Source organism: Streptosporangium saharense, assembly GCF_014203715.1.
Lineage (GTDB): Bacteria > Actinomycetota > Actinomycetes > Streptosporangiales > Streptosporangiaceae > Streptosporangium > Streptosporangium saharense.
In genome coordinates this window covers 109,977-126,465 of the sequence record NZ_JACHJP010000005.1, presented here as the reverse complement: position 1 = coordinate 126,465, position 16,489 = coordinate 109,977, and the positions used below count along the sequence as shown (strand labels likewise).

Annotated in this window: 15 protein-coding genes; 10 read left to right on the top strand and 5 right to left on the bottom strand. The window is 70.1% G+C overall.

Translation table 11 applies throughout. From position 1 onward, the window contains the following. The first annotated feature begins 28 nt into the window (after positions 1-28). A complete protein-coding gene (locus FHS44_RS23595) occupies positions 29-1,894 on the top strand; it encodes a CASTOR/POLLUX-related putative ion channel (protein WP_184718211.1) in 1,866 nt (621 codons plus the stop codon). On the opposite strand, the gene FHS44_RS23590 is transcribed toward FHS44_RS23595, so the two are convergent. From FHS44_RS23590 to FHS44_RS23580, 3 genes are all read right to left on the bottom strand, one after another. After that, positions 1,848-2,072 carry a hypothetical protein gene (locus FHS44_RS23590; protein ID WP_184718209.1) on the bottom strand — a complete coding sequence of 75 codons (225 nt, stop codon included), beginning with the start codon at positions 2,070-2,072 and terminating at the stop codon, positions 1,848-1,850. The genes FHS44_RS23595 and FHS44_RS23590 overlap by 47 nt on opposite strands. Continuing rightward, positions 2,069-2,704 carry a hypothetical protein gene (locus FHS44_RS23585; protein WP_184718207.1) on the bottom strand — a complete coding sequence of 212 codons (636 nt, stop codon included), beginning with the start codon at positions 2,702-2,704 and terminating at the stop codon, positions 2,069-2,071. Before FHS44_RS23585 ends, FHS44_RS23590 begins: the two co-directional genes overlap by 4 nt. Positions 2,705-2,925: 221 nt before the next feature. Further along, the gene (locus tag FHS44_RS23580; RefSeq protein WP_184718205.1) at positions 2,926-4,587 is read right to left on the bottom strand and encodes an alpha-amylase family protein; all 1,662 of its coding nucleotides are present in this window, start codon (positions 4,585-4,587) and stop codon (positions 2,926-2,928) included. A 108-nt stretch (positions 4,588-4,695) separates the two neighbouring features. Between FHS44_RS23580 and FHS44_RS23575 the strand changes: the two genes are divergently transcribed. From FHS44_RS23575 to FHS44_RS23545, 7 genes are all read left to right on the top strand, one after another. Next, the gene (locus FHS44_RS23575) at positions 4,696-5,091 is read left to right on the top strand and encodes a hypothetical protein (protein WP_184718203.1); all 396 of its coding nucleotides are present in this window, start codon (positions 4,696-4,698) and stop codon (positions 5,089-5,091) included. A 105-nt stretch (positions 5,092-5,196) separates the two neighbouring features. Continuing rightward, positions 5,197-7,464 (top strand): protein translocase subunit SecD, encoded by a 2,268-nt coding sequence (gene secD, locus FHS44_RS23570; protein WP_184718201.1) that lies wholly within the window; start codon positions 5,197-5,199, stop codon positions 7,462-7,464. 123 nt (positions 7,465-7,587) lie between these two features. After that, on the top strand, positions 7,588-7,788 hold the full coding sequence (locus FHS44_RS23565; RefSeq protein WP_184718199.1) for an EF-hand domain-containing protein: 201 nt from the start codon (positions 7,588-7,590) through the stop codon (positions 7,786-7,788). Between the two features lie 613 nt (positions 7,789-8,401). Further along, on the top strand, positions 8,402-9,502 hold the full coding sequence (locus tag FHS44_RS23560; protein WP_221461206.1) for an aminotransferase class I/II-fold pyridoxal phosphate-dependent enzyme: 1,101 nt from the start codon (positions 8,402-8,404) through the stop codon (positions 9,500-9,502). Further along, on the top strand, positions 9,499-10,566 hold the full coding sequence (locus tag FHS44_RS23555) for a cupin domain-containing protein (RefSeq protein WP_184718194.1): 1,068 nt from the start codon (positions 9,499-9,501) through the stop codon (positions 10,564-10,566). Before FHS44_RS23560 ends, FHS44_RS23555 begins: the two co-directional genes overlap by 4 nt. Beyond that, positions 10,563-12,092: a phenylalanine--tRNA ligase subunit alpha gene (gene pheS, locus FHS44_RS23550; RefSeq protein ID WP_246435928.1), complete on the top strand. Its 1,530-nt coding sequence runs from the start codon at positions 10,563-10,565 to the stop codon at positions 12,090-12,092. Before FHS44_RS23555 ends, pheS begins: the two co-directional genes overlap by 4 nt. Next, positions 12,089-12,517 (top strand): nuclear transport factor 2 family protein, encoded by a 429-nt coding sequence (locus tag FHS44_RS23545; RefSeq protein ID WP_184718189.1) that lies wholly within the window; start codon positions 12,089-12,091, stop codon positions 12,515-12,517. The genes pheS and FHS44_RS23545 overlap by 4 nt, the downstream gene beginning before the upstream one ends. Before the next feature lie 43 nt (positions 12,518-12,560). On the opposite strand, the gene FHS44_RS23540 is transcribed toward FHS44_RS23545, so the two are convergent. Continuing rightward, on the bottom strand, positions 12,561-13,925 hold the full coding sequence (locus FHS44_RS23540; protein WP_184718187.1) for a hypothetical protein: 1,365 nt from the start codon (positions 13,923-13,925) through the stop codon (positions 12,561-12,563). Between the two features lie 233 nt (positions 13,926-14,158). On the opposite strand from FHS44_RS23540, the gene FHS44_RS23535 reads away from it, so the two are divergent. Further along, positions 14,159-14,791, top strand: coding sequence for an IclR family transcriptional regulator (locus FHS44_RS23535; protein WP_184718185.1), 633 nt, complete (start codon positions 14,159-14,161; stop codon positions 14,789-14,791). A 113-nt stretch (positions 14,792-14,904) separates the two neighbouring features. After that, positions 14,905-15,726, top strand: a complete 822-nt coding sequence (locus tag FHS44_RS23530; protein ID WP_184718182.1) for an SAM-dependent methyltransferase — start codon at positions 14,905-14,907, stop codon at positions 15,724-15,726. 9 nt (positions 15,727-15,735) lie between these two features. On the opposite strand, the gene FHS44_RS23525 is transcribed toward FHS44_RS23530, so the two are convergent. After that, a complete protein-coding gene (locus FHS44_RS23525) occupies positions 15,736-16,425 on the bottom strand; it encodes a DUF981 family protein (protein ID WP_246435926.1) in 690 nt (229 codons plus the stop codon). Positions 16,426-16,489 lie beyond the last annotated feature (64 nt).

Below are 16,489 nucleotides of genomic sequence, written 5' to 3'. Positions count from 1 at the left end.
TCCGGTGTTCACCTTCGGGGAGGGGTCCGTGTCGAGGCCGACGGTCCGGGAGCGGTTGCGGTACTGGTTCGACAACACCATGTCGCGGGGCACGGTGGCGCTGATCGGCTGGCTGGCCCTCATCTCGATGGGGCTGATCCTGCTGGTCAGCGTGCTCAGTCTCTGGCTGACCCCCGGGGACGCGGCGAGGAACAGCGGCCTGCCCGGCATGCTGTGGGTGTCGCTGATGCGCGCGCTGAGCCCGGGCAAGGTCGCCAGCGACACCGGGAGCACCCTGTTCGTCGCACTGATGTTCCTCGCCTCCATGGGCGGCCTGTTCATCGTCAGCGCCCTGGTCGGCGTGCTCTCCAACGGGCTCAAGACCAAGTTCGAGCAGTTGCGCGAGGGCAGGTCCCGGATCATCGAGAACGGCCACATCGTGGTCCTCGGCTGGTCGGAGCAGGTCTTCACGATCGTCACCGAGCTGGTTCAGGCGCACGCGAGCGACAGCCGTTCGGTCATCGCGGTCCTCGCCGACCGGGACAAATCTCGCATGGAGGATGACATCCGCCGCCATGTCAGCGACCTCGGCAGGACCAAGCTGGTCTGCAGGACCGGACGGCCGACCGAGCCCGCCGACCTCGACCTGATGAACCTCGACACCGCCCGTTCCGTGGTCGTCCTGTCGCCGCAGGGGAACGACCCGGACGCGCACGTCATCAAGACGCTGCTCGCGCTGGCCAAGCGGGCGGGTGACCACCCGCCCGTGGTCGCCGCCATCGCCCGCACCGCGAACATGGCCGCCGCCAGGCTCGCGGGCGGCCCTGACGTCCACCTGGTGGACTCCGACGACACCGCCTCCCGGCTCATCGTGCAGTCGTCCCGGCAGTCGGGCATGTCCGTCGTCTGCATGGACCTGCTCAACTTCGACGCCGGTGAGATCTATCTGCGCTCCGACCCCGGCCTGACCGGCATGACGTACGGCCAGGCGCTCCCGGCCTACCGGACGGCCACGGTCATCGGGCTGCGCCGTCCCGGCGGCGTCATGCTGAACCCGCCGACGGACACGGTGATCACCGCGGAGGACGAGGTCGTCGTGATCGCCCAGGACGACTCGCTGATCCACCTCGCGGAGGGCATGCCCGAGGCCGACGAGGAGGTGATCGTCGCGGCCCCGCACGTCAGGCCCGGCCCGGAGCGCACGCTCGTGCTCAACTGGAACGGCAGGGGCCGCCAGGTCGTCCACTATCTCGACGGCTACGTGGCGCCGGGCTCCGCGCTGGACATCGCCTCCGACCACCCCGACGCCTCGGTCCCCTTCGAGGGGCTGGTCAACCTGACCGTCAACGCCAAGGAGTGCGAGACCACCGACCGCTACGCGCTGGAGTCGCTGGGCCTGGGCGTCTACCAGCACGTCATCGTGCTCTCCGACGACCGCTACCCGGCCGAGCACGCCGACACCCGCACCCTGATGACGCTGTTGCAGCTTCGGGACATGCAGACCGCGCTCGGCGAGCGGTACTCGATCGTCAGCGAGATGCACGACGAGAACAACCGGAGCCTCGCCGAGGTCACCGAGGCCGACGACATCGTGATCAGCGACACGGTCATCGGCCTGCTGCTGGCCCAGCTCGCCGAGAACCGGCACCTGGCCGAGGTGTTCGGCTACCTCTTCGACTCCAGGGGCTCGGAGATCTACCCGCGTCCCGCCGCCCGGTACGTCCGCACGGGCACGCCGGTCAGCTTCGCCTCGATGATCGAGTCGGCCAGGCGCCGTGGGGAGACGGCGATCGGCTACCGGCTGGCGGAGCGGGCGAACGAGGCGCCGCACTTCGGCGTCGTCCTCAACCCCGACAAGTCCCGCCCGGTCACTCTTGGGGAGGGTGACTCGGTGATTGTTCTCGCCGAGCGCTGAGGCCCGCCGCACGTGCCCTGGCCGCCTCCTGGTAGGCCAGGACCGTCGCCGCCGTCATGGCCAGCGGCATGATGAACAGGTAGAGCGGCCAGCCGATCCCGCCCAGGGGGTAGATCAGCACGAGGGTCAGGACGACGCCTCCGACGATCCAGTCGACGGGCCTGCCGGGAAGGGTCAAAACCGCTCCATCCACTCGTACCAGGGGCCGGTGAAGTGCCGATAGCTGGCGTCGGAATCCACCCCGGGTTTGCGGTCGGGGCTCCAGGTCAGGCCGTAGCGCGCGAGGAAGCCCGTGTCCTCAAGGACGAAGGTTACGGCGCCGCCCTGCCGCTCGACGGACGACACCTGGAACAGCCCGGCCCATCCCGGGTCGGCGGAGGTCTTCCCACCGGCCACGAGCTCGCGGGCGATGGCCTCCATGCTCTTCTCCGACAGCGCGAACCGGACGGCGTAGGAGGTGTCGAAGGTCAGGAGCACGGCGGTGACCGTCCCGAGGAGGGGGATCGCGACCCAGCGCGCCCAGTGCCGCCGCAGGCCGGGGCGGCCGTCGGCGCGTACCAGGCCGACGAGGAGCCGGGGAGCCCAGACCATGGCGACGCCCATGGCCAGCAGACCGCCGAAAATGGAGGTCATGAAGTAGCCGCCGGGGGCGCTGGCGCCGTACAGCAGGAGGAGGCCGGCCAGGGTGGTCACGGAGATCAGCGGGAGACCGGGAGGCCCGATCAGTACCCGGGTGAGCGGACGCACACCCGGGCCCGCGTACCGTGTCATCGGCGAGTCCAGCGGCTGTTCCTGGGCTTTTCCGAACATGTGGTCATCAAAGCCGAAGTCCGGAACGGCCGCCAGTGGAGATCGGTCAGGCGGTGATCATGAAGGCCAGGCCCAGCAGGACGACGACGGGGATCAGCCATACCACGGCCTCGACGGCGAACTCCTTGTACACGGTCAATTTCTCCCTTTAAGTCCCGCTAAATCCATAAATTTGGCCATGCGAAGCATATGCGGTCCCGTGAGTGGCCTCGCACCCGGCCTCAGCTCCCCTTCGCCGAGGCGTCCTCAAGGGGCTCGTCGGGAGCGGCCGACCGCAGCCAGCGCGTGCCGTACGGCTCAAGCGTGAGGCTCACCCTGCCGTCGGGGGGCAGGTCAAGCGTGCCGTCGACCAGCAGGTCGGTCAGCACCAGCCCCTCGTCGAGTCCCTCCAGCACGAACTCGGCCCGTGCCTCGCGGTCGGCGAAGTTGTGGACGGCGACCACGGTTCCGCCCTCCGCGTCGGCCCGGTGGACGAGCACGGCGTCGTCGTCGGCGTCCAGGACCTGGTAGGAGCCCCAGGCCAGCTCGGGCGACTCCCGGTAGCGCTCGATGAGCCGGGTGATCCAGTGCAGCAGCGAGTCGGGCTCGCGGCGCTGGACCTCGACGTTGACGTTGTGCGGGCCGTACTCGCCGGAGGGGGTGGGGACGGCGGTCCGCTCGGCGACGGGCGAGAACCCACCGGCGGGCGTCCACTGCATGGGGATCCTGACCGCCATCCGGCCCTCCCCCTTGGGGTTCTCACCGAGGCCGATCTCCTCGCCGTAGAAGAGCACCGGCGTGCCCGGCAGGGAGAAGAGCACGCTGTAGGCCAGTCTGAGCCGCCGCTGGTCGCCGTCGAGCATCGGGGGCAGACGCCGCCGGATGCCCCTGCCGAAGACCCGCATGTCCTCGTCGGGGGCGAAGGCGTCGAAGACCTCCTGACGTTCTTCGTCGGTGAGCTTGTCCAGGGTCAGCTCGTCGTGGTTGCGGACGAAGGTGGCCCACTGGCTGTCCTTCGGCGGGGCGGGCCGCTCACTCAGGGCCTCACCCAGGGCGGCCGGGCGTCCCCTGGCCAGCGACAGGTGCAGGCGCTGCATCCCGATGAAGTCGAAGCACATGGTGACCTCGTTGCCGTTCCCGTTGCCGAAGTAGGCCATCAGGTCCGGGTAGGGCAGGTTGACCTCGCCCAGCAGGATCGCGCCACCGTCACGGCGGTTCATGAAGGCGCGCAGGTCGGCCAGGAAGGAGTGCGGGTCGTTGCCCGCCCCCTCGATCAGGAACGGCACCGCGTCCACCCGGAAGCCGGAAAGGCCGAGTTCCATCCAGAAGCCGAGGATGCGGGCGATCTCGTCGCGGACCTCGGGGTTGCCCACGTTCAGGTCGGGCTGGAAGCGGTAGAAGCTGTGCAGGTAGTACTGGCCGCTTCCCTCGTCAAGCTCCCAGATGCTGTCCTCCTTGTCGGGGAAGACGATCGCCTTCGGGTCGAAATCTTCGGGTTCGTCCCGCCAGATGTACCAGTCTCGCTTGGGCGAGTCCCGGCTCGACCTGGACTCCTTGAACCACGGGTGCTCGTCGGAGGTGTGGTTGACCACCAGGTCGGCGATCACCCGGATGCCCCGGTCCCTGGCCGTTCGCATGAACTCCACGAAGTCGCCGAGGGTGCCCAGGCGGGGATCGACCGAGTAGAAGTCGGTGATGTCGTAGCCGTCGTCGCGGCCGGGGGTCGGGAAGAACGGCATCAACCAGATGCACGTCACCCCGAGACGGTCGAGATGGTCGATCTGCTGGGCCAGTCCTCTGAAGTCGCCGATGCCGTCGCCGTTGCCGTCCTTGTAGGTCTCGACGTCAAGGCAGTAGACGACGGCGTTCTTCCACCACAGATCAGCCGTGTGGGTCAGTCGCATGCGCCCGCACTACCCGAGCTTTACCTCTTTATGGGGATATACCAATAGTGATCGCTCCCGGCATGTCGCCGGTACGGCTACGGTGGAGGCTGGACGCTGGAGGGGATCATGCGACAGCTCAGGCACGGAGCCCCCTTCGGGTGGCTGCTCAGCCTGCTGTTCCCCCTGCTCGTCGCGGCCGGCCCCGCCGCCCTCCCCCCCGCTCCTTCTTCCAGCGTCGGTACGGCTGCCGCCCCCGCGACCCGTCCGATCTCCCGTGAGAGCCGTGACACCTCGGCGGGTGAGCGGTCGCACGCTCCGGGAACCCTCGCCTCCGCGCTGCTCTCGGCCCTTTCGGGACCGGCGGCCGCGGGCGGGCACCTGGCCGTCGCCCCGCGGACGGGCTTCGCGCCCCTCCTTCCACCGGCCGGTTCGCACGCGCGCTCATCGGGTGAGGCGCTCCTCGCGCCTCCCGCCTCGGGAACCGGCCCCGCCAGGGCCCCTCCCTTCTCCACAGGCGTCTGACCATCACCTGACCTCCCGGAACACCCCGGGAGGCGTTCCGGCACGCCCGCCGGCGGGCCGTACCAGACCTCTCTTCTTCTCTTTTCCAAGCCTGTGGAGGCTTCCATGTCGCGTGCCCCCGTGGTGCGCGCGGTGACGGCGCTCGCCGTCATCGCCGTCTCGCTCTTCGTCGCGCTGACCATGTCACCGCGCCTCGGTCTCGACCTGCGCGGCGGTACCCAGATCGTGCTGGAAACCAGGGACTCCCCCACCGCCAAGGCCGACGCCGAGGCGACCGACCGCACCCTTGAGGTGCTGCGCCGCAGGGCCGACGCGCTCGGCGTCGCCGACGCCCCGCTGTCACGCTCCGGCGAGCGGCGCATCATCGTCGAACTGCCCGGCGTGCAGGACCCGGCCAGGGCCGCCGAGGTCATCGGCAAGACCGCCCAACTGACCTTCCACGCCGTCGAGGGCCCCGCGCCCGAGGGGACGACCCCCGGCAAGGACCGGCGCGTCATCCCCGACGAGGACGGCGCGAAGGTGATCGTCGGCCCCGCCCGGCTGACCGGGGACGGCGTCAGCGACGCCGCGGCCGGGACGGACCCGCAGAGCGGCGGCGGCTGGTTCGTCACGCTCGACCTGCGCGAGAAGGGCCGCAAGGAGTGGGCGAAGCTGACCGGCGAGGCCGCCTGCCATCCGTACGGTGACCCCAAGCGCAGGGTCGCGATCGTCCTCGACGACAAGGTCCTCATCTCCCCGCAGGTCAACGAGGACGTCGGCTGCGGGGTCGGGCTGAACGGCCCCTCGACGCAGATCACCGGCGCCTTCGACGTCGAGGAGGCGCAGGACCTCGCCGCGCTGATCAAGGGCGGCTCGCTGCCCGTGCCCGTCGAGATCGTCGAGCAGCGGACCGTCGGCCCGACGCTCGGCGCCGCGGCCATCCTGGCCAGCGCCCAGGCCGCCGTCATCGGCGTGCTGCTCACCGGGCTGTTCATCGTGGTGACCTACCGCCTGGCCGGGGCCGTCGCCACGATCGCCCTGCTCTGCTACGCGCTGATCTCCTACGCCGCGCTGGTCGCGCTCGGCGCCACGCTCACCCTGCCCGGCCTGGCGGGCTTCGTGCTGGCGATCGGCATGGCCGTGGACGCGAACGTGCTGGTCTTCGAACGCGCCAGGGAGGAGTACGCCGCCAAACCCCGGCTGCGGCCCGCGCTCGAAGGGGGCTTCCGCAACGCGTGGAGCGCGGTCGCCGACTCCAACATCACGACGCTGCTCGCCGCGGGCCTGCTGTTCTTCCTGGCCTCGGGGCCGGTGCGGGGCTTCGGCGTCACGCTGGTCATCGGCGTCGTGGCCTCGCTGTTCACCGCGATGGTCGTCACCCGGGTCCTGGCCCAGTGGGCGGTGAACCTGCCCTCGGTCGCCAGGCGGCCCCGGGCGACCGGCCTGGCGGACATCGGCCGGGTCCGCAGGTGGCTGACCGCGCGTCAGCCCGACCTGATGCGCAGGCGGGTGCCGTACCTCATGGTCACCGCGGCGCTGGTGGTCGCCGCGCTGGGCGGGATCGCGGTCAGGGGGATGAACTTCGGGGTCGAGTTCACCGGCGGCAGGATGATGGACTACTCGACGAGCACGCCGCTGAGCGCCGACGCCGCCCGCGAGCTGGTCTCCGGCGCCGGGTTCCCGAACGCGGTCGTGCAGTCGTCCGACGAGGGCGTCTCGGTGCGGACCGGCAGGATCGGCGAGGCCGAGCAGGCGCGGATCGAGGCCGCGCTGGAGAGCGAGGGCGGCCAGGTCACCAAGGAACGCGACGAGCTCATCGGCCCCAGCCTGGGCGAGGAGCTGCGCAGGAACGCCATGATCGCGCTCGGGGTCGCGCTCGCCGCGCAGTTGACCTATCTGGCCTTCCGGTTCCGCTGGACGTTCGGGCTGGCCACGGTGATCGCCCTGGTTGTGGACGCGGCGGTGGTGGTCGGCGTGTTCGCCTGGCTGGGCAAGACGATCGACGGGGTCTTCCTGGCCTCGATGCTCACGGTGATCGGCTACTCGGTCAACGACAAGGTCGTGGTCTTCGACCGGGTCCGCGAGCTGTGGGGGGCGCGACGCAGGGCGCCGTTCGCCGAGGTGGTCAACGGCGCCGTCCTGCAGACCGTGCCCCGGACGGTGAACACGGGCCTGGGCGCGCTGTTCATCCTCGGGGCGCTGGCCGTGCTCGGGGGCGACTCGCTGACCGACTTCGCCATCGCGCTGCTGATCGGCATCGTCACCGGCACCCTGTCCTCCGCGCTGGTGGCGGCGCCGCTCGCGGTCGAGTTCGAGCGACGCGGTACGGCGGGGCCACCGCGCCCCAAGGCGGGGCGGGGCCGTACGAGAGAGGGGTCGGGAGCTGTCGTCTGAGCCTTCGCGAGATTCCCGGGGTGAGGCCGTCGCCGAGGTTCGGCGGGCCTCTCCTCGGGGAGAGGACGGGCCGCTAATGTGCTGGGGATCTGATCCCCCCGACCCCTGGAAGGCGGACCCACCGTGGCGGAAGACTACGCGACGACGTTCAAGATCATCGATGTGGACGGCGACGGCCTCATCTCGGCGCCCGAGCTGGCGCGGCTGATGGAGGTGCTCGGTCAGCCGCTCACCCCGGAGGGGGCGGCCGAGGCCGTGGCCAGGATCGACCAGGACGGTGACGGCCTCATCTCCCTGGAGGAGTTCGCCGGATATCTCAGCTAATTTCCGCTTTTACACCCCCGGGGCGAGGGCAGCGGGGGCCGCGATGACCATGGCGGCCCCCGGCCCGAGGCCCCTCTTCTCTTCTCGCCCATAGTCGCCGGACATTTACGACTTAAATCGGATTTTTCCGTTAATACGCTGCCCGAATAGATGAAATTCGGTGGTGGATCGGCGATATGGCAAAGCATTCGCTCCTGCCCTTGCGGGCTATTGACTCTCCATTCACGACCTAATAACTTAAAGTAGCCAATGAGCTTCATAATGTAGCGGTGAGGTGAGGTTCAATGCATCACACGGTCACATCGTCCGCCCACGAACGGCACGGCCCATGACCACCGTGCCCCCGGGGCCACCCCCCTGAACGCCTTTCCAGAGCGTCACCCGCGCCACCGAAGATACCCATCCCGGTTCAGCTTCCAGCGTGAGCTGACCCCAATCCTGCGCAGCGGATCGGTCGTCCCCTCGCCGACCTCCCGCCGACTCACCGCGACAGCGCGGAGCCAGCCGGAGACTCCCAGGCATACGACCGATCGGTCTCCAGGGTCCTCCATCCGGCTTTCTCCGCAGGAGGTGAGACATGGCCGGAGGTCTCGCACGTGAAGTGATCCGGTCGATGCGACCGACGTTCCCCACGGCTCCCCGCCGGGAACGCCACGACCTGGTCAATCTGAGAGACAACGAGAATCCCTTCGGCGGACCGCACCGCCACTATCCCGACAACGGGAACGACGACCTGGTCGCCGCCTACATCCGCGCCCTCGACGTCGTCGAACCCATGCCCGACGGTCCCCGGTGGCGCTGGGGGCCGGAAAGCGTCCTGATCACCCGGGGTGCGGCCGACGGCCTCGACCTGGTCTTCAGGACGTTCTTCGAACCCGCCTCGGACGCGGTCGCCCTGACACCGCCCAGCTTCGCGCTCTTCGACGAGCTGGCCACGGTCTACCGGGTCGCCCGCGTGCCCGTCCCGCTCAGGGGAGAGCGGCTCGACCGGCTCGACGTCGGACGGCTGGCCTCGCTCCCGGTCAAGGGCGTCATCCTGTGCGACCCGGGCAATCCGACCGGCACCTGCCTGGACCGGCGGGACGTCCTGGCGCTCCTCGACGCCTTCGACGGCCTGGTGGTGATCGACGAGGCCTACGTCGAGTGCTCGGGGCGCGTGTCCTACCGGCACCTGATCCCCGAGCACCCCAACCTCGTGGTCGTGCGGTCGATGTCCAAGGCGCTCGGCCTCGCGGCGCTGCGGCTCGGCGCCGTGCTCGCCCACCCCGACCTGCTCACGGCGCTGCGCAAGACGCGGCTGCCGTACGCGCTGCCGGGGCCGGTGACCGCGCGGGCCGTCGCCGAGCTGACGCGCCCCGCGTCGCTGCGCGGCCGGATCGAGGCCTTCACCGGAGAGCGCGACCGCCTGGCGGCCGGGCTCGCCGGATGCCCAGGGGTCGGGCGCGTCTTCGCCGAGGCGGGCTTCGTCACGGTCGAGGGGGAGCACACCCTCGCCGACGAGCTGTGGCGGGCCGGTTTCGACACGCTCCCTGAGCCGATGGGCTGGCCGGGACACGTGCGCGTCTCCGTCGGACGGCCCGTGGACAACTCCCGGCTGGTCGCCGCGCTCAAGGGCGTCCCGGCCAGGGAACCCGCGACCGGCATGAGAAAACCGACGTTCCGCATGGCACGCGGCGCGGTCGCCGCGATCCGGGGGAGAGGACTCCAGACATGAGCACCGAGACGACCACGGCGCCGTCCGTGACGACAGTCGCCCGCGACGACATACGCGCCATCACCTCGGTCAGGGTGGACGGCCACGTCCACCAACTCGGCCAACAACGCGACTTCCGCCGCAACGACGCCCTCGCCGCTTTCCTGCCCGAGGCGGGCAGACCCTCCTTCGCCTGGGTACGGCTACGCGACGGGGAGAGTCTGGCCGTGCACCGGCATCCGACCAAGTCCATGATCCTGGTCTGCAGCGGCTCGGTGCTGCTGCTCGGCTCCCACGAACGCGAACTGTCCGAGGGGGACGTCGTGTGTGTGCCCCCTGACAGCGACCACGGGTTCCGCACCCGCCCCGGTGAGGAGTTCCACGGTCTTTCCGTGCAGTTCGAGGGAGCCGGTCTCTACGAGGACGGGCACGCGCCCAGAGCCACCTTCGGCGGCGCCGAGGAGGCGCTCGCCGAGCTCGACCGGCTGAACGAGTCGCTGCTCAGACGCCATCGGGGCAACACGCTGTTCACCCTGTTCGACAGCGGCAGGCTGAACGAGGACCCCGCGCTACGGACGCGTTTCCTGGCCGCCCTCTACGTCTGGGCGACCTACTTCCAGCGGATGCTCCACGCCCGCCAGGCCACCTGCGCCGAGGAGATCCTGCGCGCGGAGTACGGCGAGCACCTGCGTGAGGAGTTCGGTCACGACCTCCTGCTGCTCGAACAGTACGACGCGGGCACCGACGTCTACGACCCGGTCCTTGAGGCGGCGGGAAGCTGGTTCGTCGCCCAGATGTACCAGATGGACGAGGCCCAGCGGATCGTGCTCGTGCACATGGTCGTCGAGTCGAGCGGCCACGTGTTCGGCCTCGCCACCTCGGAGATCTTCCGCGAGGAGGCGGGCGGCTACTTCGCCCTGCACGCCCAGGCCGACGACGACCACAGGAACGTCGGCAGGGCCCGCCTGGCGGCGCTGCCCCCCTCCGCCTTCCCCAGGCTCGCCGAGACCTGCAGGCGGGCCTGGGACCAGATGGACCTGATCCACGAGCGCATCGCCGCATGGACCCTGAAGGAAGGGCGATGAGATCCGCCACCGGGGGGCGCGTTCCCGCTCCCCACCCCGACGCGGTCCTGTCCCGCGTCTCCTGCGCCCCGCCCGGGGACCGGCACCCGGTGACCGTCATGTCCGAACGGATCACCGACATCTTCACCGACCTCGGCTACCAGGTCGCAGAAGGGCCAGAGGTCGAGGCCGAGTGGTTCGTCTTCGACGCGCTCAACATGGACGAGAACCACTTCGCCCGCGACCGGGATCACACCTTCTACGTCGCCGACCCCTCGGACACCGAACGCGGCTGCGGCCTGGTGCTGCGGGGGCACACCTCCCCGGTGCAGATCAGGCGGATGCTCACCTCCGAGCCGCCGATCCGGATGATCTGCGCCGGGCGTGTCTTCCGTCCCGACCCGCTCGACGCCACCCACAGCCCGGTCTTCACCCAGGCCGAAGGGCTGGTCGTGGACCGGGGCCTGACCATGGCCGACCTGGCGAGCACGCTCGACCACTTCGCGGCCTCGGTGTTCGGCGAGGGGGTGGTGACCCGGCTGCGGCCCCACTGGTTCGCCTACACCGAGCCGTCCGCCGAGATCGACGTGGCGTGCGCCGTCTGCCGTGGCACCCCCGACCGGGCCTGCCGTACCTGCGGGGGGCTCGGGTGGGTGGAGTGGGGCGGCTGCGGGATGGTCCACCCCAGGGTGCTGGCCACCTGCGGCATCGACCCGGCGGAGTACGGCGGGTTCGCCTTCGGGGTGGGCGTCGAGCGCACGCTGATGCTCAGACACGGCCTCGACGACATCCGCGCCCTCGGTGAGACACCGCTGCCCTTCGACCCGGCCGGGCCTCCTCGTTTCCAGCGCGTCAGGCGGATGGCCGGGCGGGCGCTGACCTCCGCCGGATACGTCGAGACCACGGCCTTCCCCTTCGTGGGAACCACGTCGTGGGACGCCCTCGGGCTGGCGGCCGACGACCCGCGCAGACGGTCCCTCACGCTCGTCAACCCGCTCAACCCCGGAGAGCCCGAGCTGCGCACCACGCTCCTTCCCGGCCTGCTGGACGTGCTGCGCCGGGACGCCGAACGCGGCCGGACGCGCCTTGGCCTGTTCGAGCAGGGCACGGTCTTCACCTCCCCGGTCCTCACGGGCCAGGCGCCTCAGGTGCCCACCGGGCACCGCCCGGACGAGGAGGACCTGCGGGCGCTGCGTGACCTCGTCCCCGCGCAGCCGTACCACCTGGCCGCCGTGCTCGCGGGAGAACCCCGCTGGGCCGAGCTGGTCGACGTGGCCCGCGCGGTCGCGAGCGCCACGAGCGCCACGAGCGCCACTGCCGGTGCCGTACGGCTGACCACGCGTGAGGGGGGTCCCCCGCCGTGGCTGCCCGGCCGCTGCGTCGCGCTGCTCGTGGGGGCGACCGTGCTCGGTCACGCCGGGCAGCTTAGCCCTGCCACGGTCGACGCCCTGGGCCTGCCGCCGGGGACGAGCGCCATGGAGCTCGACCTCAGTGCCCTCGAACGCCTCACCAAACCGAGTAACCCCAGAGAAAAGGAAAAACTGTGACACCGGAAGAACTCGCTCACGCCTATCTCGACGGGCTTGAGCGTGGCGATCTCGACGCCGTGCTCGGCCTGTACAGACCGGGGGGAATCGTCCACTCCCCCCTGTACGGCCCCATGCCCGCGTCGGAGTTCTACCCCGCCCTGTTCGCCGACACGGGCCGCGCCAGGCTGCTGCTGCTCGGCACGACCCAGGGCAGGACCGTCACCGGCGCCCCGCTGGTGACCATCTGGTTCCGCTTCGACTGGACCCTCCCCTCGGGCCAGCCGGCGAACTTCGAGTGCGTGGACGTCCTCGAACTGGCCGAAGACGGCCGGATCGAGGCACTGCACATCGTCTACGACACGGTGACGGCCCGTCCGGCCTTCGAGGCGGAGAAGGGCGAGGGCACCTCCTGGCGCCCGGTCTTCTCCCAACAGGGGGTGTGACCTCTGCCCTGGCTCATGACTTCCGTCGTGAGCCAGGGGTCGGTCAGACCACCGTCAGGTAGACCTGGCCGAAGGCTTCGGCGATCTTCTTGAGGTCGGTGGCGACGTCCACCTCGGGCGTCGCCGGGGTGTAGACGGCGGCCATGCGGCGCTGGATCGGGGCGAGCTTCTTCAGCTCGTCCCAGGCGGTCAGCCGGGTGACGGTGCCCTTGGCGTCCTGGACCCGGGTCCAGAGGTTCACCTGCTGGGCGGAGCCCTCAAGGACGGGCTTGGAGACCTTGGCCGCGTGCGCGGCGGTGACCTTGCCGACCAGGCTGGTGTCCTCCGCGGTGACCTGGCCGAGGGCGTCCCAGGCGCGGGCGCGGACCTGGATCCACTGGTTGGCCTGGGCCTGCTCCGGGGTGATCTTCCAGGTGGTGTAGCCGCCGTAGGTCAGGCCGTTGTCAAGGGAGAGCTGGTCGATCCGGCCGGAGATCAGGTGCGACTCGACCCGCTCGGGGGCCAGCAGCGGGTAGCGCGTGCGCATCGCGGTCTTGCACGCCTCGTTGCCGCCGCAGGCCAGCTCGGGGACGACCGTGTGGACGCCGAGCCGCTTGCCCGGTACGGCCTGGCGCAGCGCGGAGGAGGCGGCCGTGACGAAGGCGAGCACCTCGTCGTCGGTCTTGAACGTCGTGTTGTAGCCGAGCTGGGAGCTGAACCGGATTCCGGCGACCTCGGGGCGGGCGGCCAGGGCCGCGACCCGCTTGACGGCGGCGGCGAAGCTCTGCGCCCCGGCCTTCCAGTCGTCGGCCAGTTCGGTGTCGATCCAGACGCGCAGGCCGGTGCCCTTGGCGGTGGTGACCACCTGGCCGACGGGGCTCTGCGTGGCGGCGGCGACCTCCTGCTGGGTCGGGACCGTGGCCGCCACCGGCTGCGTGCTCTGTGTGGCCTGGGTGGTCGCGGCGGTACCGGTCGGCTTGAGGCCGCTGCTCTGCTCGGGCGCGCTCTCCGTGCCGTCGCCGCCCTCCTCATAGCCGCCGACCGCGCACTCCTGGCCGCTCTCGCACTCGGGCGCGCCGTCGGAGTCGCCGCCCTCGGGGATCGGGGTGTTCTCGTCGCCCACGGTGCCGTCGCCCTCAAGCTGGGGGCAGGAGCTTCCCGGGGCCGAGCAGTCGATGAACTGGCCGTCGGTGGGGGTCGCGGCCTTGAGGTTGGCGTTGTCGTTCGCGCCCCAGAACTTCACGATGTCGTAGGCCTCATCCGGCTTGGCCAGCCAGCGGCACACGATGAAGGCGGGGGCGTCGTCACCCATCAGATCGTTGCAACTGCGGTCGTCGTCCGCCGAGAAGGCCGCCGCCGCGGGTGTCAGCACTCCGACGAGCGCGAGGGCCGCGCCGACGGCGAGAGTCCGTCGCAGGTTGAGTCGCATGTCCCGAACTCCCGGTGATCCAGTCAAAACGATCGTTTCGCACCCTATACAGATCTCCGACCCCTCAACAGCCCCAGTCAGGAAATCAACAGATTCCTGCCATGCCCCATTCAGCTCAGCTCGGTCATACCGAAAAGTCATACCGGCAGCTCCCGTACGGCGGAGGCCGCGCGGGCACCGTACGGGGACAGCACGGATAATCGGGACATGTTCCCAGCCCGACGGACGCCCTGATGCCCGCCGAGTCCTCGCAGACCCTGGAGCGCGGTCTGCGCCTGTTACGCCTGCTCGCCGACGGCCGACCGGGCAGGACCCCGACCGAACTGGCGACCGAACTGGGGTTGAGCCGCCCCGCGGTCTACCGCCTGCTCACGACCCTGCAGAGCGAGGGGTTCGTCAGGCGGGACGGTGAAGGCCGTCTCCACCTGGGCTTCGGCGTCCTCGTCCTGGCCAGGGCCGTGCAACCGCTGCTGCGCGAGGGCGCGCTGCCCGCGCTGCGCAGGCTCGCCGAGGAGGTCGGGGCGACCGCGCACCTCACGGTCGCCGAGGGGGAGGACGGGCTCGCGGTCGCGGTGGTCGAGCCGTCGTGGACGGACATGCACGTCGCCTACCGCGAGGGGTCGCGTCACCCGCTGTCCCGGGGGGCCGCCGGGCTGGCCGTGCTCGCCCTGCGTGCGGGCCGTACGGGATATGTGGTCACCGAGGGACAGTTGCAGGAGGGGGCCAAGGGGATCGCGGCGCCGGTGCCGGGGTTGCCGTGGCTTGAGGCGTCGGTCGGGGTGGTCTCCTTCACGCCGTTGGATCCCGAGGTCGTCGGCCCCCAGGTGGCCGCCTCCGCCGCCGAACTGTCCCGGGCGCTGGCCTGACGTTCAGGAAATATGGCGCTAAGAGATGATTTATCTATATAAAAATCGGCAAATCGGTGAGAGGGCGCTATAAAGGGGTTCGTTCGCTTCAGGCGCCACAGAAAGAGTCTTCCGTGCCCGACGCCCCTCTCCCCTCCGGCCAGGAACAGCCGGGGGGAATCAACAGCAGCGTGGCCCATTCAGCGCGAATCTGGAACTACTGGCTGGGCGGCAAGGACAACTACACGATCGACCGCGAGATCGGTGACCAGTTTAGTGCGATATTTCCAGAAATAGCCGATATCGCAAGGTCGTCACGAGGCTTCCTCGCGCGGGCCGTACGGTATCTGGCCGGTGAGGCGGGCATCAGACAGTTTCTCGACATCGGCACCGGGCTGCCCAGCGTCGACAACACCCACGAGGTCGCCCAGCGCGTGGCCCCCGACGCCCGCGTCGTCTACGTCGACAACGACCCCCTGGTGCTCGCGCACGCCCGCGCCCTGCTCGTCGGCACCCCGGAGGGGAGCACGGAGTACATCGACTCCGACCTGCGCGACCCCGACCGGATTCTCAAGGCCGCGAGCCGCACCCTGGACCTGTCCCGGCCCGTCGGACTCGTGCTGATGAACATCCTGGGGCACGTCACCGACCTCGCCCAGGCGCGGGCCGTCGTCGGGCACCTGATGGGGGCGCTGCCCCGGGGCAGCTACCTGGCGGTCGCCGACGGCACCAACGTCGTGAAGGGACCCGAGTTCGAGGCGGCCATCGCCGTGTGGAACCGGGAGGGCTCGACACCGTACACGCTCCGCTCCCCCGACGAGATCGCCCTGTTCTTCGACGGACTCGCCCTGGTCGAACCCGGGGTGGTCTCGTGCCCGCGCTGGCGGCCCGACCCCGTCCTGCCCGGCGCCGAACACGAGGTGGACGAGTTCTGCGGCCTCGCCCGCAAGCCCTGACCGTACGGCCTACATGGTGTTGACGATCAGGCCGATGTGGGTGAAGTAGTTCAGTGCCCCGAACAGGGTGAAGGCGATTCCCGCCAGCCCCCAGCACACCCCGACGACCGTGGTGAGCCTTCCCCCCTTGGACCGCAGCGCCAGGGGGAAGAGCACCGCGCCCAGGCCGACCAGGACGTAGAGACCGGAGATGAACGTCGCCTCAAGCAGCGGCATGTCGGCGAAGGCCCCGGAGATGGGTTCCTGGGGCGGCGCCGCGAACAGGGTGTAGGTCCATCCGGCCGCCGCGATGCCGAAGCACCCCAGCCCCATCCCCGCGACGAAAAGCGAGATGGGCCCCGCCGTACGGGCGAGCAGGGCGGGGCGGTCGAGTGCGGCGGCGATCAGCACGCCCTTGCGCCACAGGTAGAGGGCGGCGGCCAGCAGCAGCACCCCGAAGGCCAGCGAGGGCTCCCCGAAGACGATGTTGTCGAAGGGGAAGCCCTGCCCGGCGAGCGGCCAGGTGAGCGTCATGTGCAGGCCGGTCGCGGTGAGGATCAGGCCGAGCACGCCGAAGGCCAGCGCCCAGCCCTCGAAGTGGTCGTTGATCCTGCCGCGCAGCACCTTGTGGCCGAGCCCGACCACCAGGATCAGGCCGACGCCCGCCGCGACCGCCATGATCGTGTTGTAGGTGGGCATCCTGGCCCAGTCGATCTTCAACCCAGGAGCGGCCCCCGCTATCCACATAAGGGACCATTTCCCTATGTAGTCACACCAAAACGGT

Excerpts from the sequence above, each read along its gene's own strand:
- FHS44_RS23560 (WP_221461206.1), top strand. The coding sequence starts at position 8,402 with ATGCGACCGACGTTCCCCACGGCTCCCCGCCGGGAACGCCACGACCTG.
- FHS44_RS23580 (WP_184718205.1), bottom strand. The coding sequence starts at position 4,587 with ATGCGACTGACCCACACGGCTGATCTGTGGTGGAAGAACGCCGTCGTC.
- FHS44_RS23575 (WP_184718203.1), top strand. The coding sequence starts at position 4,696 with ATGCGACAGCTCAGGCACGGAGCCCCCTTCGGGTGGCTGCTCAGCCTG.
- secD (WP_184718201.1), top strand. The coding sequence starts at position 5,197 with ATGTCGCGTGCCCCCGTGGTGCGCGCGGTGACGGCGCTCGCCGTCATC.
- FHS44_RS23555 (WP_184718194.1), top strand. The coding sequence starts at position 9,499 with ATGAGCACCGAGACGACCACGGCGCCGTCCGTGACGACAGTCGCCCGC.
- FHS44_RS23585 (WP_184718207.1), bottom strand. The coding sequence starts at position 2,704 with ATGTTCGGAAAAGCCCAGGAACAGCCGCTGGACTCGCCGATGACACGG.
- pheS (WP_246435928.1), top strand. The coding sequence starts at position 10,563 with ATGAGATCCGCCACCGGGGGGCGCGTTCCCGCTCCCCACCCCGACGCG.
- FHS44_RS23535 (WP_184718185.1), top strand. The coding sequence starts at position 14,159 with ATGCCCGCCGAGTCCTCGCAGACCCTGGAGCGCGGTCTGCGCCTGTTA.
- FHS44_RS23540 (WP_184718187.1), bottom strand. The coding sequence starts at position 13,925 with ATGCGACTCAACCTGCGACGGACTCTCGCCGTCGGCGCGGCCCTCGCG.